The organism is Arthrobacter sp. lap29 (genome assembly GCF_032458965.1).
In the GTDB taxonomy this organism is placed as follows: Bacteria; Actinomycetota; Actinomycetes; order Actinomycetales; family Micrococcaceae; genus Specibacter; species Specibacter psychrochitiniphilus.
The window spans coordinates 325,839-348,810 of record NZ_JAUCEK010000002.1; the positions used below are offsets into that span (position 1 = coordinate 325,839).

Annotated in this window: 17 protein-coding genes; 13 read left to right on the plus strand and 4 right to left on the minus strand. The window is 60.5% G+C overall.

What is annotated here, in order from left to right:
- Nucleotides 1-122 precede the first annotated feature (122 nt).
- The 8 genes from RY113_RS04655 to holA all read left to right on the plus strand — a co-directional run bounded on the left by RY113_RS04655 (nt 123) and on the right by holA (nt 12,239).
- Nucleotides 123-1,919, plus strand: coding sequence for a glycerol-3-phosphate dehydrogenase/oxidase (locus tag RY113_RS04655; protein ID WP_396334211.1), 1,797 nt, complete (start codon nt 123-125; stop codon nt 1,917-1,919).
- An 85-nt stretch (nt 1,920-2,004) separates the two neighbouring features.
- Nucleotides 2,005-2,748, plus strand: coding sequence for an MIP/aquaporin family protein (locus RY113_RS04660; protein WP_110106433.1), 744 nt, complete (start codon nt 2,005-2,007; stop codon nt 2,746-2,748).
- 48 nt (nt 2,749-2,796) lie between these two features.
- Complete coding sequence (gene glpK, locus RY113_RS04665) at nt 2,797-4,311, plus strand: glycerol kinase GlpK (protein ID WP_110106434.1); 1,515 nt, start codon at nt 2,797-2,799, stop codon at nt 4,309-4,311.
- Nucleotides 4,312-4,545: 234 nt separating this feature from the next.
- Nucleotides 4,546-7,050 carry a leucine--tRNA ligase gene (gene leuS / locus RY113_RS04670; RefSeq protein ID WP_396334212.1) on the plus strand — a complete coding sequence of 835 codons (2,505 nt, stop codon included), beginning with the start codon at nt 4,546-4,548 and terminating at the stop codon, nt 7,048-7,050.
- A gap of 185 nt (nt 7,051-7,235) precedes the next feature.
- The gene (locus tag RY113_RS04675) at nt 7,236-8,237 is read left to right on the plus strand and encodes a DegV family protein (protein WP_315913700.1); all 1,002 of its coding nucleotides are present in this window, start codon (nt 7,236-7,238) and stop codon (nt 8,235-8,237) included.
- Between the two features lie 60 nt (nt 8,238-8,297).
- On the plus strand, nt 8,298-9,212 hold the full coding sequence (locus RY113_RS04680) for a ComEA family DNA-binding protein (RefSeq protein WP_110106436.1): 915 nt from the start codon (nt 8,298-8,300) through the stop codon (nt 9,210-9,212).
- Entirely contained in the window at nt 9,209-11,107 is a 1,899-nt protein-coding gene (locus tag RY113_RS04685; protein WP_315913701.1) for a ComEC/Rec2 family competence protein, read from the plus strand. The genes RY113_RS04680 and RY113_RS04685 overlap by 4 nt, the downstream gene beginning before the upstream one ends.
- A 91-nt stretch (nt 11,108-11,198) precedes the next feature.
- Complete coding sequence (gene holA, locus RY113_RS04690) at nt 11,199-12,239, plus strand: DNA polymerase III subunit delta (RefSeq protein WP_396334213.1); 1,041 nt, start codon at nt 11,199-11,201, stop codon at nt 12,237-12,239.
- A 1,577-nt stretch (nt 12,240-13,816) separates the two neighbouring features.
- On the opposite strand, the gene rpsT is transcribed toward holA, so the two are convergent.
- The gene (gene rpsT / locus RY113_RS04695; RefSeq protein ID WP_110106440.1) at nt 13,817-14,077 is read right to left on the minus strand and encodes a 30S ribosomal protein S20; all 261 of its coding nucleotides are present in this window, start codon (nt 14,075-14,077) and stop codon (nt 13,817-13,819) included.
- A 178-nt stretch (nt 14,078-14,255) separates the two neighbouring features.
- On the minus strand, nt 14,256-14,843 hold the full coding sequence (locus RY113_RS04700) for a type II toxin-antitoxin system PemK/MazF family toxin (RefSeq protein ID WP_315913702.1): 588 nt from the start codon (nt 14,841-14,843) through the stop codon (nt 14,256-14,258).
- 186 nt (nt 14,844-15,029) lie between these two features.
- On the opposite strand from RY113_RS04700, the gene lepA reads away from it, so the two are divergent.
- On the plus strand, nt 15,030-16,886 hold the full coding sequence (gene lepA, locus RY113_RS04705; RefSeq protein WP_179442422.1) for a translation elongation factor 4: 1,857 nt from the start codon (nt 15,030-15,032) through the stop codon (nt 16,884-16,886).
- Nucleotides 16,883-18,112: a radical SAM family heme chaperone HemW gene (gene hemW / locus RY113_RS04710; RefSeq protein WP_315913703.1), complete on the plus strand. Its 1,230-nt coding sequence runs from the start codon at nt 16,883-16,885 to the stop codon at nt 18,110-18,112. The genes lepA and hemW overlap by 4 nt, the downstream gene beginning before the upstream one ends.
- Nucleotides 18,113-18,191: 79 nt before the next feature.
- Here hemW and RY113_RS04715 read toward each other — a convergent pair whose 3' ends face one another.
- Together RY113_RS04715 and RY113_RS04720 are read right to left on the minus strand one after the other, a co-directional pair.
- Nucleotides 18,192-18,620 carry a DUF4870 domain-containing protein gene (locus tag RY113_RS04715; RefSeq protein WP_110106443.1) on the minus strand — a complete coding sequence of 143 codons (429 nt, stop codon included), beginning with the start codon at nt 18,618-18,620 and terminating at the stop codon, nt 18,192-18,194.
- Between the two features lie 20 nt (nt 18,621-18,640).
- Entirely contained in the window at nt 18,641-19,489 is an 849-nt protein-coding gene (locus RY113_RS04720; RefSeq protein WP_110106522.1) for a DUF3097 domain-containing protein, read from the minus strand.
- A gap of 329 nt (nt 19,490-19,818) precedes the next feature.
- Here RY113_RS04720 and hrcA point away from each other — a divergent pair, with 329 nt between their 5' ends.
- From hrcA to RY113_RS04735, 3 genes are read left to right on the plus strand one after another with little or no spacing between them, the layout of a single operon-like run.
- Nucleotides 19,819-20,832 (plus strand): heat-inducible transcriptional repressor HrcA, encoded by a 1,014-nt coding sequence (gene hrcA / locus RY113_RS04725; RefSeq protein ID WP_110106444.1) that lies wholly within the window; start codon nt 19,819-19,821, stop codon nt 20,830-20,832.
- A 33-nt stretch (nt 20,833-20,865) separates the two neighbouring features.
- Complete coding sequence (gene dnaJ / locus RY113_RS04730; RefSeq protein WP_315913704.1) at nt 20,866-22,008, plus strand: molecular chaperone DnaJ; 1,143 nt, start codon at nt 20,866-20,868, stop codon at nt 22,006-22,008.
- A 5-nt stretch (nt 22,009-22,013) separates the two neighbouring features.
- Nucleotides 22,014-22,808 (plus strand): 16S rRNA (uracil(1498)-N(3))-methyltransferase, encoded by a 795-nt coding sequence (locus RY113_RS04735; RefSeq protein ID WP_110106446.1) that lies wholly within the window; start codon nt 22,014-22,016, stop codon nt 22,806-22,808.
- The last annotated feature ends 164 nt before the right edge of the window (nt 22,809-22,972 follow it).

Here is a 22,972-nt window from a genome sequence, read left to right on the forward strand (position 1 = left end):
CACGGTTCACACACCCTTTCTGCACGTTTGTGCAGGTCTGTTGACTATATTGTTCATTTGCTCCAACAATAAGGGTACGAGGCGCGTAGAGCGCAATTAAACTGGACTCGAAAGAGGTCGATGTGGGACACCACGGCAACGCTGGCAAGAACAATGCACCCGAAGAAACGCAAGCAGTTGTGCGTGCCCAGGTTGAGGCTCTGAAGCAGCGTCCGCGTGCCAGTGTCCTGATCATTGGCGGCGGGATCAACGGTGTGGGCACCTTCCGGGATCTAGCCCTTCAAGGTATTGATGTGGCGCTCGTGGAACGCGGCGATTACTGCCAGGGAGCCTCCGGCGCGTCCTCACACATGATCCACGGCGGCATCAGGTACTTAGAAAACGGCGAATTCCGTCTGGTCAAGGAATCCGTGGTGGAGCGCAATGGTCTGCTCAAGATTGCACCTCACTACGTCAAGCCGCTGCAGACCACCATCCCCATCTTCAGCACCTTCTCTGGAATTCTTAGTGCCCCCATCCGCTTCCTGACTCACAAGCAGGGCAAGCCCCAAGAGCGCGGCGCTTTCCTGATCAAGGCTGGCCTGACACTGTATGACGCGTTCTCCCGTGACGGTGGCACGGTACCCCGCCACGATTTCAAGGGCCGCAAGAAGGCTCTGGCCGAGCTGCCCCAGCTGCATTCGGGCATCAAGTACGCGGCAACTTACTACGACGCTTCCGTGCACAACCCGGAACGGCTAACTTTGGATGTCCTGCAGGATGGCGAAAAGGCCGGGCTTCCCGTCTCCGGTGCAGCCGCGGCCACGGCTGCCGAGGCCAAGGCCCGCGCCACCAACTACCTGGCCGTCACAGCTGTTGCTGAGGACGGCGTGGAGCTCACCGATCAGCTCACCGGCGAAAAGTTCACCTTCACTGCCGATGTTGTGGTCAACACCACGGGTGCCTGGGTGGATATGACCAACACCGACATGGGCTCACCCACCCGCTTCATGGGTGGCACCAAGGGCTCACATATTGTCCTTGACCACCCCGGTCTGCTGGCGGCCTGCAACGGCCGTGAAATCTTCTTTGAACACACTGACGGCCGGATTGTGCTGATCTACCCCATGGGAGACAGAGTCCTGGTGGGCACCACAGACGTCAACGCTGATATGACGGCGGATGCCGTGTGCACGGAAGATGAAATTGACTACTTCTTCGATCTCATTGGACACGTCTTCCCCAACGTCCTGGTCACGCGCGAGGAGATTGTTTACAGCTTCGCCGGGGTCCGCCCGCTGCCGCGCCACGATGAAACGGCGCCCGGGTTTGTTTCCCGTGACTACCGTATTGAGCGGGCCGAGCACAGTATCGGCGGCAAAACAGTGCCGGTGCTGAGCCTGGTTGGTGGCAAGTGGACTACGTTCCGGGCCTTGGCAGAGCACATGAGCAATGACGTTCTGGCCATTCTTGGTGCACCGCGAAAGCGGTCCACCGCCAAGCTGCCCATTGGTGGCGGCGTGAATTTCCCGGATAGCACCGCCGGAGTGGAAGCCTGGATTTTGGCCCACACCAGCGACTCGGTGACGGCCGCACGGGCAGGAGTTCTTCTGACCCGTTACGGAACGCGCGCTGAAGAAGTTCTGGCGTACCTCGGGGAAGGGATTGATACCGTCTTCAATTCCACCGACGAGCTCAGTGACCGGGAAGTTGCGTTCATGGTGGAGCACGAACAAATTGGGCACCTCATCGACGTTATGATCCGCCGCACCTCCCTGGCCTTCCGGGGCTTGGTTACCAGTGAACTGTTGGCCGAGACGGCAGCAGCGCTGGCTGGACCGTTGGGATGGAATGCAGCAAAGGTGGCGGAAGAAATCAGCCACAGCGTCGATGTGTTGGCACGCTTCCACGGCGTCCACGTACAAAGCTTGATTGCCTAAGCCCCAGGGGGGCAAAGGGGGCTCAAGAGGAGCAACCAATAAAGGTTGATCTTTTCATGTAAAAACTAGCCATTTGGAGTCAAAGATGTCTCTTGGAATTGTGTTCGCATCCGAGGTGATGGGAACGATGATGCTCACCCTGTTGGGTTGTGGTGTTGTTGCAAACGTTGCCCTGAAGGGAACCAAAGGCAATGCCGGCGGGTTTCTTTTAGTTAACTGGGGCTGGGGCCTGGCAGTCTTTGCCGGTGTCTTCGTCGCTGCCAAATCGGGCGCCCACCTCAACCCTGCAGTAACAGTCGGAATCCTAGCCAACGGTAAGGCTGAATATGCTCCCGATGTGGCCGTGAACTTCGGCTCCACCATGACGTACTTTGGTGGCGAGATGGTGGGTGCGTTTATAGGTGCCGTTGTGTGTTGGGTGGCCTACAAGCAACACTTCGATGGTGAGCCGGATGCTGCCACGAAGCTGGGTGTGTTCTCAACCGGTCCGGCCATCCGCAGCTACGGCTGGAACGTAGCCACCGAAGTCATCGGCACCTTTGTTCTTGTCTTTGTCATCTTGCACTTCGCCAACGGTCCGGCCGAACTCGGGGCACTGCCCGTGGCCCTGCTTGTTGTTGGTATCGGTGCATCCCTTGGTGGGCCTACCGGCTACGCCATCAACCCTGCCCGTGACCTGGGGCCGCGTATTGCCCACGCCTTGCTGCCCATCAAGGGCAAGGGTTCCAGTGACTGGTCCTACGCCTGGGTTCCCGTGGTGGGCCCGCTCCTTGGTGGCGCCTTGGGTGGTGCCGCTGCACAGTGGCTGCCGCTGGTAGTAACTGCCTAAGTACCTGCTGTTTGTTCTTCACATGAATCACGAGCAAAGGAAACAAAGATGTCTCAGTATGTAATTGCCATTGATCAGGGCACCACCAGCAGCCGTGCCATCGTTTTTGACCATGACGGGAACATCGTCTCTACTGGTCAGCTAGAACATGAGCAGATCTTCCCGAAGGCGGGCTGGGTTGAGCACAACGCCACCGAGATCTGGAACAACACCCGCGAGGTCATTGGTACCGCTCTTGCCCAGGCCAACCTGACCCGGCACGATATTGTTGGCGTGGGCATCACGAACCAGCGCGAAACGGCGGTTGTCTGGGACAAGAACACCGGCGTCCCGGTTTACAACGCCATCGTGTGGCAGGACACCCGCACGCAGAGCATCGTTGATGAACTGGCTGCTGACGGCGGCGTGGAGCGCTTCAAGCAAAAGGTGGGCCTGCCCCTGGCCACCTACTTCTCCGGCACCAAAATCAAATGGATCCTTGACAACGTTGACGGCGCCCGCGCCAAGGCGGAAGCTGGGGATCTGCTATTTGGCAACACGGACAGCTGGGTCACCTGGAACCTGACCGGCGGTGTTGACGGTGGAGTGCACATCACCGACGTCACCAACGCCTCCCGCACCATGTTCATGGATCTGGAAACCCTGGCCTGGGATGACGAGATTTTGGCTGTCTTTGGTGTGCCGAAATCCATGATGCCGGCCATCAAGTCCTCTTCCGAGGTCTACGGGCACGTGCACGGCAGCCAGCTGCTGCGTGAAGTTCCCGTGGCCGGAATCCTCGGTGACCAGCAGGCAGCCACGTTCGGCCAGGCCGCGTTTGAAGCAGGTGAGGCCAAGAACACCTACGGCACCGGTTGCTTCCTGATCTTCAATACGGGCGAGGAAATTGTTCACTCGAAGAACGGGCTGCTCACCACGCTTGGCTACAAGCTAGGCGACGCAGCCCCGCATTACGCTCTGGAAGGCTCCATTGCCGTCACCGGTTCCCTCATCCAGTGGCTGCGCGATAACATCGGCATGATCAAGTCAGCACCAGAGGTGGAAGAGCTCGCCGCTTCGGTAGAGAACAACGGTGGCGTATACATTGTCCCAGCCTTCTCCGGCTTGTTCGCCCCGTACTGGCGTCCCGATGCCCGTGGCGCCATTGTGGGCCTGACCCGCTTTGTGAACAAGAGCCACATTGCCCGGGCTGCACTGGAAGCCACCGCTTTCCAGACCCGCGAAGTCTTGGACGCCGTCAACGCGGATTCCGGCGTTGACTTGACGGAATTGAAGGTCGACGGCGGCATGGTTGCCAATGATGCCCTCATGCAGTTCCAGGCGGACATCCTTGGCGTACCCGTGATCCGCCCCAAGGTCACCGAGACCACGGCGCTCGGCGCAGCTTACGCGGCAGGTCTGGCAGTGGGCTTCTGGAAGGGCTTGGGCGAGCTTTCGGCGAACTGGTCTGAGGACAAGCGCTGGGAGCCCAACATGGACGCCGCTGAGCGTGACCGTCAGATGCGTTTGTGGAAGAAGGCCGTCACCAAGTCCATGGACTGGGTTGACGAGGACGTGCTGTAACAGCACTGCCAAACAGCAGTGAAGTACGACGGCGGGAGCCCACCTTTATCCCAAAGGCGGCCTCCCGCCGTCGTACTTTTTGTGCGCTAAAGTAGAGACGTGCATAAATTTCTCCTCCTTAGCTAGCCGCAACCAGAAAATTCTCGTTGCGGTGAGCCCCTTGCTATGTCGAGGGGCTTTTGTGTGTAAGGAGTGAGGTGCAAGAAGCCAATGATGAATGAAAAGGCAGGGTACGTGAGCGTGCAGTCCCAGACTGAAGAGAACAGCGAAGAGGGCGTCTACAGTTTCGCCTCAATAGAGGCCAAATGGCCTGCCGTGTGGGATGAACTCAATGTTTTCGCCCCGCTTGACGACGGTTCCAAGGAACGCCGCTACGTCCTTGACATGTTCCCGTACCCCTCGGGCGACTTGCACATGGGCCACGCTGAAGCGTTCGCCATGGGTGATGTGGTGTCCCGCTACTGGCGCCAGCTCGGTTATGACGTGCTGCACCCGATCGGCTGGGATTCCTTCGGGTTGCCCGCAGAGAACGCCGCCATCAAGCGCAACGCCCACCCCAGCGAGTGGACGTACACCAACATTGACACGCAGGCGGAATCTTTCAAGCGCTACGCCATCTCCGTGGACTGGTCGCGCCGCCTGCAGACCTCTGACCCCGAGTACTACCGGTGGACGCAGTGGCTGTTCAAGCGCTTCTATGAGCGTGGCCTGGCCTACCGGAAGAACTCTCCCGTTAATTGGTGCCCCACGGACCAGACCGTGCTCGCCAACGAGCAGGTTGTCAACGGTGCCTGTGAGCGTTGCGGCTCGGTTGTTACCAAGAAGTCACTGAACCAGTGGTACTTCAAGATCACCGACTACGCGGACCGCCTACTCGATGACATGGATGCGTTGAAGGGCCTCTGGCCGGACCGCGTGCTGGCCATGCAGAAGAACTGGATTGGCCGCTCTGAGGGTGCTCATGTCACCTTTGTGATCGAAGCCGCTGGCGAGGAAAAGCCGGCGCAGGAGCTGACGGTCTTCACCACCCGACCCGACACCCTGTACGGGGCCACGTTCTTTGTTGTGGCAGCCGATGCCCCGTTAGCCGTGGATCTGGTCACTGCCCAGCACGCCGAGGCGCTCAGCGATTACCGCGAGCAGACCAAGGCGCTCAGCGACATTGAACGCCAGTCAACCGAACGCCCCAAATCGGGTGTGTTCACGGGCCGCTACGCCATCAACCCCTTGACCGGTGAGAAGCTGCCCGTCTGGGCCGCCGATTACGTCCTGGCGGACTACGGCACAGGTGCCATCATGGCCGTCCCCGCCCATGACCAGCGTGACCTGGACTTCGCCAAGGCGTTCGACCTGCCAGTCCGTGCAGTCCTGGACACCGGAGGCGAGGACCCCGCCGAGACCGGCATCGCCACCACCGGCGAAGGAACCCTGATCAACTCCGGCGAGCTCAACGGCCTGTCCAAGACCGAAGGCATCCCGGCCGCCATCGAAATCCTGGAGAAGCTGGGCACGGGCGAGAAGTTCGTCAACTTCCGCCTGCGTGACTGGCTGCTGTCCCGCCAGCGCTTCTGGGGCACCCCCATCCCGATCATTCACTGCGCCGATTGCGGCGAAGTCCCGGTGCCGGATGACCAGCTGCCCGTGCGCCTGCCGGAGAACCTGCGCGGCGAGGACCTGTCCCCGAAGGGCACCTCCCCGCTGGCTGCTGCAGCCGAATGGGTCAATGTGGCCTGCCCTTCATGTGGTGGCGCCGCCAAGCGTGACACCGACACCATGGACACCTTTGTGGATTCCTCCTGGTACTTCCTGCGCTTCGTTTCCCCGCAGTTCACCGAGGGCCCGTTCGATCCGGCCAAGGTCAACGAGTGGATGCCGGTAGGTCAGTACGTGGGCGGTGTGGAGCACGCCATCTTGCACCTGCTGTACGCCCGCTTCTTTACCAAGGTCATCCACGACATGGGCATGCTCGAGGCCACCGAGCCCTTCAGCGCCCTGCTGAACCAGGGCCAGGTCCTCAACGGCGGCAAGGCCATGAGCAAGTCCCTGGGTAACGGTGTGGACCTGGGCCAGCAGCTGGATAAGTACGGGGTGGACGCCGTTCGCCTCACCATGATCTTTGCCGGCCCTCCCGAGGACGACGTCGACTGGGCGGATGTTTCCCCGTCCGGCTCGGCCAAGTTTCTGGCCCGTGCATGGCGCCTGGCCCGCGATGTGGACAGTGCGCCCGGCGCCCCCGGTATTGGTGGCGACGCTGCGTTGCGGTCATTGACCCACCACACCATCCATGACGCGAAGGCGCTCTTGGAAGGGCACAAGTTCAACGTTGTGGTGGCTAAGTTGATGGAGCTGGTCAACGCCACCCGAAAGGTCATCGACTCCGGCGCCGGTGCAAGCGATCCGGCAGTACGTGAAGCCGCTGAAGCCGTGGCCATTGTGCTGAGCCTGTTCGCACCGTACACGGCCGAGGACATGTGGGAGACACTAGGGCATCCGGCTTCCGTTGCCAACGCCGGATTCCCTGCGGTGGATGAGGCACTCTTGGTGGCACAGAGCGTGACGGCTATTGTGCAGATCAAGGGCAAGGTCAAGGACCGCCTCGAAGTGTCCCCGGACATCACCGAGGATGAGCTGCGCGAACTCGCACTGACCTCGGAAGTTATCAAAAAGGCTCTGGATGGGGCCAGCATCCGCACAGTTATTGTGCGGGCGCCTAAGCTGGTCAATATTGTTCCTGCCTAGATTTTTGCTGCCTAGATTTTTGCTGCCTAGACGCGACACGCTGTAACCAACGGAAGAATCCGTGCGAAAGTGTCCTGGCCCTGACCGGGGGCAGGACACTTTTGTGTTGTGGTTGGGTAGCTTTGGCACTACTGAGCCGAAAAGACTGAGTCCGGCACCACTGAGCTAAAGAGGGGGAGGGCACCGTGAATGAAGCATCAGCAGCACGTGCCTGGCTACGGACACAGGTAGGGCGGATTCGACCTAAATCCACCGAGATCGCTGCTGTGCCAGCTGGTTCGGCTGCCCCTCCTGCTCCTACGGTAGCCATCGTCACAGACTCTGCGGCTGCCTTACCGCCGGAATGGATTGCCCGGATTGGCTGCGCCGGACTCCTGACGGTGGTGCCCATCCCCGTCATCATTGGTGAGAACGTCTTTTCCGATGATGATGCGGAACTGGAGGCCCACATGTCACTGGCGCTTGCTTCCGGTACGTCTGTCAAGACCTCACGGCCCTCACCTGGGCAGTTTGAACGAGCCTACAAGGCGGCTGCGCAGGCAGGTTTTACGAACCTTGTCTCCTTGCATATGTCCGCCAAACTCTCGGGAACTTTTGAGGCCGCAGCGTTGGCTGCGGACCGCTCACCCATCCCCGTTTACGTGGTGGACTCCGCAACAGTGGGCATGGGCCAGGGCAGGGGCGTGCAGGCTGCCGTGGAGTCGGCGCTACGAGGTGAGGAGGCTCCAGCCATCATTGCTGGTGCCAAGGCGGCTTTTTCTGCCACGGAGATATATTTTTATGTTCCCAGTTTGGAGCAATTGCGCAGGGGCGGACGGATTAGCTTGGCCTCCTCATGGCTGGGGACAGTGCTGGATATCAAACCGATTCTCGGGATCAAGGACGGGGCCATTGTCCCGCTGGAAAAGATACGGACGGCGGCTAAGGCCATTGCTCGGCTGGAGGCACTTGCTGCAGCGGATATTGCAGCACGCGGTGCCGCCGGAACCCAGATCAGCGTGCACCACTTCGGGAACGAGGCGCAGGCCAGCACACTTAGCGAGTCCTTGGAGCGTGGCTCGCCGGGCTTGGACGATGCCACGCTGACCCGCCTACCGGCTGTTTTGGCAGCCCACGCCGGCTTGGGCGTACTTGTAGTGGTTGTTGCTGGTGCCAAGATTCCTCCACAGCCTGACACTAAGCCGTAGCCCGTCACAGACGCCTCAAACTGCCGTACCTACGGCATCTGCTGGGCCTACTGTGGGTCCATGAAAGAGCACAGCACCACATTCCACCGCGAACAGGTCAGGCAAGCTCATCGCGGTGCAGCGTGGACTGGCGACGAGGCCCCCAACGGCCCCAGTGTCGGGGCTCGTTGGCAAAAGCCAAGGTGGATCGTTTCTGTGCGCTCCCTCGTGGTGGTGCTGGCCATGGTGGCTGCCGTGCTGGGGGTCCTGTGGATCGAGTCAGCGAGCGTTCAGAATGCTTCTGCCCAGCTGGCTGCCGAGACAGCCGGGAAAGTGGCCGTGCCACCATTGGCTGCGGAGGCGGGAACAGTGCCGTCGGGTCCTGGTAGTCCGGGCCCTCCCGGTCAGGCAAGCCGTCCGGCAAGCACCGCCAGCGCAGTGAAGTCCATCCCTGACGGCAGTGCCGGTGCAGCCTCCAACGGAACTCGGGATCCCGGAAGTAGTGTACCGGGGAGTGTTGAGCCGGGAACATTGGTGGTTCATGTGGCCGGGGCTGTAAAACACCCGGGAGTATTTCTGCTGCGCCCCGGCAGCAGAGTCTTTGAGGCGGTAGATGCGGCCGGAGGAGCGCTGCCGGCAGCGGAACTCTCAGCACTGAATTTAGCTGCCCCGCTGGCGGACGGTTTGCAAGTGTTTGTGCCCACCAAGGAACAGGCAGCCAGAATGCTGACAGCTCCGGGAGCGGTGCTGCAACCGGGCCCGCCGCAAGGGGTAGAGGGTAGTAGCGGTGGGGGAGCAGCGGGACTGCTCAATCTCAACACTGCCACGGCCGGAGAACTGGACACTTTGCCGGGAGTTGGCCCAGTTCTGGCCGAACGAATAGTTGCGTGGCGTACCGAGCATGGTCCCTTTGCCACGGTTGACGGGCTCGATGCCGTGGCAGGGATTGGCGCAAAGCTGTTGGCGGGTCTAAGAGATTTGGTGAGCGTCTCATGAGGGTTCGTGAACCGCGCTGGGCCCGCTTCGCAAAAGCCGCAGTGGGGGAGATGGCACCAACTCCTCCGCAGCCTCTGCGAGCCCGCGTGATGCTGCGCCTGAGCGATCTTCAGCGCCGCATTGCCGACGCCCAGGCGGCGCGGGCCCAGGAGAGGGGCCGCAGGAGAGCCGATATCAGGCTCCTACCCGCCGTCCTTGGCAGCTGCGCTGCGGCAGCAGCAGCCACAACTCTGCCCAAGGAAATAGTGGGTGCTTGCGTGCTCCTACTCACCACGCTCTTGTTCGCGGCGGTCCTGAAGTCAGTTCTTGTGCCCATGAGTATCCGTGCCATAAAGCTGCGGAACCTCTCCCTCTCCCGATCCTGCTCCCATTCCCGCACCCGCTCCGGAAGCAACTCCCGAACCCTCACTCTGAGGTATTCGCGATGGACGGCACTGTTCGCCAGGGCGGGGCCCACCATGGCTCTGACGGCCATCTGCGTTTTGGCCGTTCTGGGCTCGGCGTCCTTGCGCACCGGGGGTGCGGGCACGTCCCCCCTGCATCAGGTCATAGCGCGTGGTGGGGACTTTGTACTCACCCTGCAGCTTGAGAGCGCACCGAGGCTTTTGGCTGCAGGGAACGGGCCACCCAGGGTTGCCTTTGATGCGTTGGTTATCAGCATCCGTGCCGGGGGAGAAGTTTTCACAGGCACAGTGCCGGTCCGGGTTGTGGCTGGGTCCTCGTGGGCCGTGCTCATGGACGGAGACCGTGCGGTCACGGCCGGCACCATCAGCACAACGCACGGCAGTGGCACGGTTGCCGGGTTCTTACGCACCACCACTGCTCCCCAAGAGGTGATCGCCGCCGCAGGCGGTCCGGGTATGGCAGTCACCAAGATCAGGAACTCGTGGATTGCCGCCGTCCAGAACGTGTGGACGGGGCGCTCGGAGGATACCGCAGGACTCCTGCCGGGGATGGTCATGGGGGATCGCGGCGGAATGGGTAGCGGCCTAGAAGAGGCCATGAAAACTGTTGGCCTGACCCACCTGACAGCTGTCAGTGGAGCCAACTGCACATTGGTGCTGGCCAGCATCATGCTGGGGCTGCGCTCCCTGCGTATCCCGCCCAGTGTCGCCTTTGCGCTGTCAGGAGCAGGGCTGCTTGGTTTCGTCATGGTGGTAGGGCCGGACCCGAGCGTGCTGCGGGCTGCTGTCATGGGATCCATCGGGGCCATGGCTGTTCTGGGTGGGCGGCCCAAGCGGGTGGGTGCGCTACTTTGCGTGACCATCGTGGCCTTACTGGTGGCCAACCCCTGGCTCGTCGCGGATTACGCGTTCATTCTCTCGGTTCTGGCCACGCTTGGGCTGCACCTGATTGGCCAGCGCTGTGTGCGCTGGCTTGGCGCCATGCTGCCGCTGTGGCTCGCACAGGCAATTGCCATTCCTTTGGCGGCCCAGTTGTTTTGCGCACCCGTGATTGTTCTGTTGCAGGCCCGTTTGACGCCCTACACCATCCCGGCGAACATGCTTGCGGCACCTGTGGTGGCACTTGTGACCACTGTGGGGACGCTGGGGATGGTGATGGCGGCACTTATCCCGCCTGTTGCGGCGCTGTGTGCTGCGGTCAGCGGGGCCGGGGCCTGGTGGGTGGCAATGGTGGCCCGCACCATGGCTGCCCTGCCAGCGTCAAGCGTGCCCTGGCCCGCAGGGTTCGAAGGATTCATGCTGATGTCAGTATTGAACGGGGCAGTACTTGCTGCACTTTTTGCCGTAGTGGAGAAGGAACGTGCCATCGCCTTGGCAGGGCGGTTGCGCGCATTGCTGCCAGCGCGCTGGCGTGGACACGAATTTGGGGTCACTGTGGGGCTGGTCATGGCGGCGACTGCCTGGTGGAGTGCGGCGGTACTTCTCTCATGAGTGGGGCTTGGATGCAGAGATTCGGCCAGGGGCAATGGTACGGGTTGGGATTCAAGGATAGGGGTGGCACAGTAGAGGCTGTGGATAATGCATGGACAGGAACAAAACGGACAGGAACAAGGCAATGAGCCCGGCCCCAAGATCTTCCCAGCGGCCTTCCGGCGGTGCCGACTGGCGCGATGTTCCCTTGGCTCCCGTGGTGCTTCTCTTTGGCCCCGAGGACTTCATTGCGAGTAGGGCCTTGGATAGTATTCGTGGGAAACTGCGCTCACAAGACCCGGCCACGGAACTGACAAGCCTTGATGCGAGCCAGTACAAGGCAGGTCAACTGGGGCTCGTTGCCAGCCCGTCCCTTTTTAGCGAACCCAAGCTCATTGAAGTGTCCGGTCTGGCCACCATGAATGATGACTTCCTCCAGGACGCGCTGGCGTATCTGTTGGATCCGGCCCCTGAAGTGACACTCGTGCTGATCCACAATGGCGGTACCCGCGGGAAAAAACTCCTTGATGCTATGAAGGCGCTCGGTGTGCCTCGCATTGAGTGCCTGCCGTTGAAGAAGGATGCCGAAAAGACACAATTTGTTAGCGCGGAATTTACTCTGAACAAGCGGCGGATTGATGCACAGGCGATCCGCGCCTTGGTCGCGGCCGTGGGCGCCAACTTGTCGGAACTTGCGGCAGCCTGCTCCCAGCTGATCGCAGATACCACGGGCATGGTCAGCACCGACGATGTTGATAAATACTACGGAGGCCGTGTCGAGGCCACTGCCTTCCGGGTGGCCGATGCGGCCCTCGCAGGAAACGGGCCCGTAGCGTTATCTACCCTCAGGCATGCCCTCGCAACGGGCGTGGATCCGGTGCCACTGGTAGGGGCCCTGGCCATGAAGGTGCGCCAGATTGCCAAAGTATTTTCGCTGCGCGGAAGCTCTGCCCAGCTGGCCCGTGACCTCGGCATGAGCCCTTGGCAGGTGGACGCTGCACGCCGCGATGCCGGGCACTGGAGCGGGCCTGCGCTCGTGACCGCCATCAAGGTTCTGGCTGAAACTGACGCCCAGGTGAAGGGTGAGGCGAAAGATCCTGTGTATGCCGTCGAGCGGGCTGTCATAGTGATTGCCACCGCCGCGCGCCGCTAGCTAGCTGAGCCCTGTGCCAGAGGTCAGTGCCTGTTGTCATTGCCTTGCGTTCTTCGGGCCAGCTCGCGTCTGAAGGTATGCGGGCTCGCTCCTGGACGCGGCTTCTGCCAAGAAGATCAGCGCACCCATCGGTGACACACCCGGTCGGGCACAGTGTGATCATCGCCCTGACATAGACTGACCACCCATATTCAGCCTCGTGAGTGATCCGTGATCATCCGTTGTGTCTGGCCAATTCACAAGGTCCATATTCATGCCGATATCCGGTGCAGCTGAGACTTCTTGTACGTACTATCGCTGCACAATTCGCTTCCATACAGGACCGGTGAGAGGGACTATGTGTTCTTCTGCCTTTATGGTGATTTTGGTTAGCCGCCACTGCCACAATGCAGCCAGTTAGGCGAGCATTCCAGGAATCCTAGACGTTCGGCCATGGGCTGTGCACTGGCTTGACGGTCATCGGCGTGGGTGCAAAAACCGGAATATGGACAGGTCGAGTTTGAGGGTGCAAGCGGTCATCCTATTGTGGCTCTTCGGGCTGGCGTTTATGGCCGGCATGGTCCTTAACCTGTTCGTCGTGCTACCAACAACTCATCTAGGCTCCGGCGGGGAGTATTTCCCCAGTTCCTGGAGAAGCCTCCTTTGGTCTTTGGGCGGCGGCGCTGGCGATGGCCCAGCGGAATTGCCGCAGTTTTTACTCTGGCAGCCTTCTTCAACGGACTCAGTTTCGCAGACTACGGCGAGGATTTCAGCTCGTTGATCATGGCTTCATGCTGGTTGATCGCTGTGGCCCTGGTGGTCTTCTCGCTAGCCCGGACGCGGCCCCAACCCGCCATCGACCCCCGGCGAAAGCGCCACCACGGTTAATGCTCTCGAAGCCCTCAACGAGTGGCTTTATGATGAGTACACATCCGGCTTAGGCATGGAGTATAGACGCCCGTTCAAGGTGCGGTTTTCGGTGGTTACAGTAGTCGTCCAGTGCCCGCGAGGGGTTTGCGGGTGCCTACTCGCTCTTGGCTTCGGTGAGAGTGAGCCGCGCTGCTCTGATCATGCACTATCCGAATGCGCTGGTGACGCAGGCACTTCCGACACCGAAGATGCCCCAGACTGTGGTCCATGGTGTTTGTGTTGAAGTCAACACAGGCCCGGCTAGTGCGAGCGTGAGCATGAGCATGAACGATCAGAGATACTAATCGATGGTGCGCCCGAACAGTAACGCCATGAAGAAGATGTGCAGAGCAACGATGCTGGCAACGATCGGCAAAATCCACTGAGCTAGTCCAAGGACCGATAGCAAGAGCATCGCAGTGCTGACTAAGATGAGCCCCCACGGCTGTGGCGAGGAGGTATGGTGACCAGGCGAGTGCCACCGCGAAGAAAACGGAACCTGGCAGTGGCCAGGCAAAGAGCGCCCAAATCACGTAAACGGGAGTGAATAGAATCCAGGCATAGGGATGAGTCCGGCTACAACTCAAGGGGCGCACCCTGTGCTCAAAAAAAGAACTGTGCTTAAAAAAGGTAGGACCCCCACCAAAGTGGGGGTCCTACCTTTGAGTTGCGAAGCGGGTCAGCTTCTCTTAGAGGGCGTTAACCTTCTTGGAGATGGCTGACTTGCGGTTGGCAGCGTTGTTGGCGTGCAAAACGCCCTTGCTGACAGCCTTATCCAGCTTACGGCCGGCATTCACCAGTGCGGCTGTTGCGCCATCCTTGTCGCCTGCGGCCACAGCCGTGTTTACTGCACGGACAGCGGTCTTGACGCCTGAACGAACAGCGAGGTTGCGCTGACGCGACTTCTCGTTGGTCAGGATGCGCTTCTTCTGAGACTTGATATTAGCCACGTTGTATAACTCTCTTTTGATACGTAAATTCGGTCGTAGAGGGCGTAGCTTGACCGTTGACAGCGGCGTGGGGATGCTCGAATTATGGTGAACGTCTGGCCAAGCTGTTGCATCCGCCGACCTGCACGGATACACACAATCAAAAAGTTTATCAGATGGCGGGCCTAGTTTGGGGCGCCTATTTCCAACCGTGTCGCTGGCGCAGACCGGTAGCTACGGCAGCAAAACGTTTTTTATCGAGAATTGAGCCTTCGCGGCGCATGTCACTGGCGGAGATTTGAAGCACCCGGTCCAGTTTCACTTCACTCTCTCGGCCCTGTTTGTCCCAAGTACCGGTGCCAATATCGATGTAGTCGTTGTCCCCGCGGTGGTCATCGCTGTGGTCCTTGCTGGTCATCATCAGAGCCAGCAAGCGTTTGCCGTTCCGCCCCACAATGAGCACAGGCCTATCCTTGCCCTGGCTGTGGTCTTCCTCATACGGCACCCAAGTCCACACAATTTCGCCCGGGTCCGCCTCGCCGTCGGGCTTGGGAGCGTAGCTAACGGTTGCCGTGCCGCGGAAGTCCCCGGGATAGGGTGCGCTCAGGGTGTTGGTGGGCCCGCTCGACGCCGGGCGGGCAGCCGGGCGGGAGGCTGGCCGTGTTGCTGGGCGCGAGCGCGTCTTATCGGAGGGTTTAGTGGAGGGTGGGGACGCCTCCCCTGAGCCGAAGAGTGAGCCTGCCAGGGAGCGGAGGAACTTGAAAATGCGGTCGGAAGTCGATGCCATGATTTCTAGGGTAGCTAATATGGGCCACTTCTAGGTGGCTTCCACGCGGCGGGTTCTCTTGTGGCGGGGTAAACGTGGGAGACTTGGTGGCAATGAGTGTGCGGCGTGTACTACGCCGGCGCAACCCCTGCATGGTTCGGCGCATCAGCCGCAATCCCTGCGTCCAGGCAACAGTAAGGAACCCTAGTGTCACCCATGGCCCGCACTGCCCCGGTGCCCGCCGCCACCGATCCGGCGATCATCAGGAACTTCTGCATCATCGCGCACATCGACCATGGTAAATCAACCCTGGCCGATAGGATGCTCCAGCTCACTGGAGTGGTTCAGCAGCGTGATATGAAGGCGCAATATCTTGACCGCATGGACATTGAGCGCGAACGCGGCATCACGATCAAGTCCCAGGCCGTGCGCATTCCGTGGGAAGTTGACGGTACCTCGTACTGCCTGAACATGATTGACACCCCGGGCCACGTGGACTTCACCTACGAGGTTTCCCGTTCCCTCGCAGCCTGTGAAGGTGCCATCTTGCTGGTGGACGCTGCCCAAGGCATTGAAGCGCAGACTCTGGCTAACCTGTACCTGGCCATGGAGAACAACCTCACCATCATCCCGGTGCTGAACAAGATTGACCTGCCGGCCGCGCAGCCTGAGAAGTATGCCGCTGAGCTGGCCAACCTCATCGGTGGCAAGCCGGAAGATGTTTTGATGGTCTCCGGCAAAACAGGTGTTGGTGTTGAGGAACTCCTTGACCAGATTGTCCGCGACCTCCCGGCGCCCCAAGGCGATCCCAATGCCCCTGCCCGTGCCATGATCTTCGACTCCGTGTACGACACTTACCGCGGCGTAGTCACCTATGTCCGTGTTATTGACGGCAGCTTGAGCCCGCGCGAAAAAATCCAGATGATGTCCACGCGCGCCACCCATGAGCTTTTGGAAATTGGTGTCAGCTCACCCGAGCCCAAGCCGTCCAAGGGCCTGGGTGTTGGTGAAGTGGGCTACCTAATTACGGGTGTGAAGGATGTGCGCCTGTCCAAGGTGGGCGATACCGTCACCACCTTCCACAAGCCGGCCACGGAAGCGTTGGCTGGTTATCATGACGCCAAGCCCATGGTGTTCTCGGGTCTGTACCCGCTGGATGGTACCGACTATCCCGTGCTGCGTGACGCACTGGAAAAGCTGATGCTCAATGACGCGGCTCTGGTCTACGAGCCCGAAACTTCGGCCGCACTGGGCTTCGGCTTCCGTGTGGGCTTCCTAGGTTTGCTGCACTTGGAAATCACTCGTGAGCGTCTGGAACGCGAACACAACCTTGATTTGATCTCCACGGCCCCCAACGTGGAGTACGAGGTCACGCTCGAGGACAAGAAGGTTGTCCACGTGACTAACCCCAGCGAATACCCCACGGGTAAGATCGCCGAGGTCCGCGAACCCATGGTTGCCGCAACCATCTTGGCTCCTACCGAATTTGTTGGCGCCATCATGGAACTGTGCCAGACCCGGCGCGGCATTCTCGGCGGCATGGACTACCTCTCCGAGGACCGGGTGGAGATCCGTTACCGCCTGCCCTTGGCCGAGATTGTGTTCGATTTCTTTGACATCCTCAAGTCCAAGACCCGCGGCTATGGCTCGTTGGACTGGAAGGCAGACGGCGATCAGGTTGCCGATCTTGTCAAGGTCGACATCATGCTTCAGGGTGAGCAAGTGGACGCTTTCAGCGCCATCACCCACCGCGACAAGTCATACGCCTACGGTGTCATGATGACAGGCAAGCTGCGCGAACTTATTCCGCGCCAGCAGTTTGAGGTGCCCATCCAGGCCGCCATTGGTGCCCGCATCATCGCCCGCGAAAACATCCGCGCCATCCGCAAGGACGTTTTGGCCAAGTGTTACGGCGGCGATATTTCGCGTAAGCGCAAGCTGCTCGAAAAGCAGAAGGAAGGCAAGAAGCGCATGAAGATGGTGGGCCGTGTGGAGGTTCCCCAGGAAGCCTTCATCGCTGCACTGTCCTCCGAAGAGCCGGTAAAGGACAAGTCAAAGAAGTGACCCCCAGCGTTTTGCCCCTCGGGGACCCGGCCCCGGCCGATGGCGTCCTGCCCGCGCAGGCCGCCATCGGTGCAGCAGATCGCAAGTTCAGCCTGTACGTGCACATCCCTTTCTGTGCCGTGCGCTGTGGCTACTGCGATTTCAACACTTACACGGCAACCGAATTAGGTGGCGGGGCCTCCCAGGATGCCTACGCCGAAACCGCTGTGCGTGAGGTGGAGTTTGCGGCCCAGGCCATGAGTGCCTCCGGGCTTCCGGAACGCAAGCTGAGCACTGTCTTCTTTGGTGGTGGAACGCCCACCCTGTTAGCTGCCGGCGATCTCACCCGCATCTTGGCTGCCGCCGTGGCCCGCTGGGGACTGGAGGACGGCGCCGAGGTCACCACCGAGGCTAACCCTGATTCGGTCACCCGGGAATCCCTACAGCAACTATTCGACGGCGGATTCACCCGCGTGTCCTTCGGCATGCAGTCCGCGGTCCCGCACGTCTTGAAGGTGCTGGACCGCACGCACAACCCGGAGAGGGTGCCACAGGCGGTTGCCTGGGCGCGTGAGGTTGGCCTGCGGGTCAGTGTGGACTTGATCTACGGCACGCCAGGGGAGAGCTTCGCGGACTGGGAAACATCCGTTCGCACAGCGTTGAGCTACGAGCCGGATCACATCTCCGCATACTCGCTCATTGTGGAGGAGGGAACCAAACTGGCCGCCCAGATCCGCCGCGGCCAGGTCCCGAACATTGACGACGACGATCACGCCGCGAAATACGAACTAGCAGACCGGCTCTTTCAAGAAGCTGGCCTGTCCTGGTATGAGGTCAGCAACTGGTCGCGGACCCCCCAGGACGCCTGCCAGCACAACCTTGCATACTGGCGTGGAGATGACTGGTGGGGGATTGGCCCCGGAGCGCACTCCCATGTTGGTGGGGTGCGCTGGTGGAATGTCAAACACCCCACGGCGTACGCGAATCGGCTTGATAAGGGTGAATCCCCGGCCGCCGGGCGTGAAACTCTTGATGCGCAAACCCGAGAGCTGGAACGGATCATGCTGGTGTCCAGGTTGTCCGAAGGGCTGGCTGTGGACACACTCTCGCCCACGGCACGCAAAGCCATTGCCGGGCTCATCGCACAGGAACTGGTGGACCCGCTCAAGGTTTTCGCCGGCACTTTGGTGCTCACGCTCAAGGGCAGGCTCCTGGGCGATGCCGTGACACGGGCGCTCTTAGACTAACCGTGGCTAAGGCCGGCTAAAGCCACTTCCGGTCTAGCTACCCGTGCAATCTGGTGCTGTTTTTCAGTTACTTGATCAGTTACTTGATCAGCCGCGGGTTGAGCGGGTAGCGGTAGGGCTGGCCACTGTTGACACGTACGGCGCCGATGATGGAGAACACCGTCAGGAAGGCCCAGATCAGCAGCGCCAGCAGGGAAAAGATGGTCCCGCTTCCTGGGCTGATCGCGTGGGCAATGATAGCCACAATGTTCAGCAGGACAGCCAAAGCTGTCGGGATCAAGGTGAAGTTCAGGGCTTCCTTGGACTCCTGTGCTGTAAATCGGCCGCGGGCAGCCAAGAATTTATAGATCAGCAGCGAAGGTACACACCCAAGAATTCCGCCACAGTGGGACATGAAAGCCCACTGCTTATCTTCGGAGGGGGTGAGGGGCTGCTGGGGTGCAACATTGCTCTGGTTAACCGGGTGGTTCACAATCTCAGGCCTTTCAGCATGCGCAACTACGGGCATGGTGGATTATTGCCCTCACTCTAGGATACGGGTGCCGTCAAAAAATCAATGACCTCTTCGACCCGGCCCAGCAGGGACGGCTCCAGATCTGAGTACGAACCCACCCGTGACAGCAATCTCGCCCAGCCCAGTCCAATGTCCTCAGCGGTAGTGTGGGGCCAGCCGAAGGCCTTCAGGATGCCCAGCTTCCACTCCATTGTTCTAGGCACTACAGGCCATGCCGGGATGCCCAGAGTAGCAGGCTTGATAGCCTGCCAGACATCTACATATGGGTGTCCCACCACCAGCACGTTCTTGGATACCCCGGGCTTCTTCATGAGATTGCCCACAATGCGTGTTTCTTTGGAACCGGGCACCAAATGGTCCACCAAAATGCCCAACCTGCGCTGGGGTCCCGGGCCAAAATCGGCCACCGCGGCGGCCAGGTCATCGATCCCTCGGAGAGGTTCTACTACGATCCCCTCCACCCGCAGATCGTCTCCCCAGACCTTCTCCACCAGTTCGGCGTCGTGCTTGCCCTCCACCCAAATCCGACTGGCCTTGGCCACCTTGGCGCGGTCCCCCATAACTTTGACGGAGCCAGATGCGGTACGCAGGGCCTTCTTGGGTGCGGCTGTGGTGGGTGCGATGAGCTCAATCGGCTCACCCTCGTACAGAAAGCCAAATCCCAGCGGGAAGGCGCGGATCTTTTCGCGCCTGTCGGCGAGTTCCACAATGTGCATGCCGCCGGACTTTTCCAGACGGACCACCGCGCCCACCCAGCCTGTTTGCACGTCCTCTACAACAAGGCCGGAACGGGCTTCAACCTTGCGCAGGATTCGGGGCGGCGGGGCACTGAGGTCCTGGGGACCCCACTGATGGTGGGACACGTCACTGAAATGCATGCAAAAACCTGACTCTTGACGCTCAGGGCAACGCTCATGGCGAACGCTGCAGGATGAAAAGCCATGCTATCGCGTGCCGGGGCCGCTCTTGAGGCGGCACACTTACGCGGTTCATAGTGCGCGTCTGCGGAGCGTGTCGAGAACGTGGCGGGAACCGGTGGGCCATGGGGGTGCCGTGGAAAGGTATTAGACTTAGCACTTGGTTGGGTAGAGTGCTAAAAGTTGTTTTCTAAAAGATGTTCTGACATTCCCGCCTTGTCAAGAGTCCAAGGGGATATGGGTGCAGAGCGTAAGGCTGAAAGGAGGTGCCGGGCATGAGTGAACCACGTAAGTTGGAAGTTCTGCGGGCCATTGTCGAAGACTATGTGCATTCACGGGAACCCGTCGGCTCCAAAGCACTCGTGGAACGGCACCATCTGGGAGTTTCCAGTGCCACTATCCGCAATGACATGGCCGCGCTGGAAGAAGAAGGGCTGATCACGGCCCCGCACACCAGTTCCGGGCGCATCCCCACTGACAAGGGCTACCGGCTCTTCGTGAATCAGTTGGCCTCCGTTAAGCCACTTTCAGCCGCTGAACGCCGAGCCATCTCTGTGTTGTTAGATGGGCCCACCGATCTGGATGACGTCCTCGAGAGGACAGTGCGGACCCTGGCCCAGCTGACCAACCAAGTGGCGGTTGTCCAGTATCCGCGCACCACTGCGGCCACTGTGCGCCACATTGAGTTTGTCTCCTTGGCAGCGCATCAAGTGCTAGTGGTCCTGATCTTGGCTTCTGGCAAGGTAGAACAAAACGTCATCGATATTGGTGCCGCCGTTGATGATGACATCCTGGCCGGATTGCGCAAAGTGTTTATGGCCAGTTTGAACGGACTCACTGTGGCCCAATTGCCCAGCGCTGTCTCCAAAGTTCCCCTCGATGTCCCCTTGGGAGAGCATGCTGTGGCTGCACGCTTGGCCCAGGGTTTGGCGCTATTGGCGCACAACGCCCGTGAAGACCGGATTGTCATGGCAGGCACCGCCAACCTGGCCCGGTCAAACAATGACTTCCCCCTGAGCATCGGGCCCGTCCTTGACGCACTGGAGGAACAAGTGGTGCTACTGAGGCTGCTTGAAGCCATGGCCCAAGACTCCTTGGGTATGTCTGTGGTGATTGGACGGGAAAACCCGCACGATTCCCTCGCGGAAGCCTCAGTGGTGGCCACCAGCTACGTCCGTGGTGAGAACGCCAAGCTTGGTGTGGTGGGTCCTACCAGAATGGATTACCCCAACACCATGGCCAGCGTTCGCGCCGTGGCCCAGTACCTTTCGAGAATTTTGGCCGGCTAAGCGGCCACCGTTTCAACAAAAGAGAGCATTACTTTGAGTAACCATTACGATGCATTGGGCGTCGCCCGCGACGCAACGGCCGAGGAAATCAAGAAGGCCTACCGCAAGCTTGCACGCAAACTCCATCCGGACGTCAATGACGCCGCGGATGCTCAGGATCGCTTTAAGGCTGTAACACACGCCTATGAGGTCTTGTCTGACCCGCAAAAGCGCCGCATCTATGACACCACGGGTAACGAAAACGGCAATGACGCAGGTGGCGGTGGCGGCGGCTTTGGTGGCGAGGGCTTCGCCTTCCAGGACATCTTTGAAACCTTCTTCGGCGGTGCCGGTGGCGGTGGCGGCGGAGGGCGTGGTCCCGCATCACGTATGCGCCGCGGCCAAGACGCCCTCATCAGCGTGCGCGTGGACTTGCGCGAGGCCGTCTTTGGCGTCAACAAGAAGCTTGAAATTGACACCGCCATCACCTGCCCCACCTGCGAGGGCAGCTGCTGCCGCCAGGGAACGGCACCCACCACCTGTGACATTTGCCATGGCAGTGGCCAGATTCAACGCCCCATGCGCTCCATCTTGGGCAATGTCATGACCCTGGCTACCTGCAACTCCTGCCAAGGCTTCGGCACCATGATCGTGGACCCGTGCAACGAGTGCATGGGCGAAGGCCGTATCCGCGATCGCCGCACGCTGACCATCAAGGTCCCTGCAGGAGTGGGCACCGGGACCCGGATCCAACTCGCCAACCAGGGCGAGGCCGGACCGGCAGGTGGCCCCTCAGGCGATCTGTACGTGGAGATGAAGGTCAATAACGATCCCAGCTTTGTGCGTGAAGGCGATGACCTGCATGCCACACTCAGCGTCCCCATGACCGCTGCCGCACTGGGCACAGAGCTGAACTTCGAGACCTTCGATGGTGAGCAGCCCATCAGCATCAAGCCCGGCACCCAGGCAGGGGAAGTCATCAACCTGCGCAGCCTGGGGGTGACCCACCTGCGTGGCTTTGGCCGTGGAGACTTGAAGGTACACATTCACGTGGAGACACCCACCAAGCCCGACGCCGAGCAGGAAGCCCTCCTGAAGCAACTGGCAGCCCTGCGCGGGGAGACCTTCACCGAAGGGAAACTGGTCTCCAGTGGCGGCATGTTCGCCAAGCTGCGTGATAAGTTCGGCAACAACTAAACCTCATGAGTAACCCAGTCTTCTACGCCAACCCTGCAGAGCTCTCCGGGTTGCTGCCCGGCGCACACTTCACCCTAGGTGGGGATGAGGGCCGGCATGCCACTACGGTCAAACGTCTCGCCTCAGGTGAGCCGGTGGACATGTGCGACGGCGCTGGGTTGCGTTTGTCCTGCACCGTCAGCAGCGCTGAAAAGGGTTTGTTGACGGTGCAGGTCAACAGTGTGGAACAAGAACCAGCCCAGCCGTTGCGCTTTGTCTTGATCCAGGCATTGGCCAAGGGTGACAGGGATGAGCTGGCCATTGAAATGGCTACTGAACTTGGCATCGACGCGGTGGCACCCTGGCAGGCTGAACGCTCCATTGTGCGGTGGAAGATGGACAAGGCCACTAAGGGGCCGCAGAAGTGGCGTCAGGTGGTCGCGGCGGCCGCGAAACAGGCGCGCCGCTCAACCATACCCACCGTCGGATCACTGCTGGGCACCGCCGGGGTCTGCGAAGAAATCGCTGCCGCCGGGCTAGCCCTGATATTGCACGAGGACGCCTTAGACTCAGTCGCGGAGGTGGCCCGGAACTGGCAGGAATCAGGCGCTGCCGGCGGGTATGCTGCGCCCACAGGAGAATCAGCAAGTACCACGGTGCTGATGATCGTGGGTCCGGAAGGCGGTATGAGCGCCACAGAAGTTCAAGCGTTCAAGGACGCTGGCGCGCTGACGGCCCTGTTGGGCCACAATGTGCTGCGCTCCTCGACTGCCGGAGGCGCCGCTGTGGCAATTCTTAGCCAGCAGCTCGGGCGCTGGTAGTCCCCACACCCTCCCCCTCCTCGCAAGCTCGGCAGCGGGTCCCTCGGGAGTGGGGGCCCACCCACGGCCTCCGTTTCACGCGCAAGCTCGGCAGCGGGTCCCTCGGGCGTGGGGGCCCACCCACGGCCTCCGTTTCAGCTTTGAGAGGCCTACTTTTTTGGCCG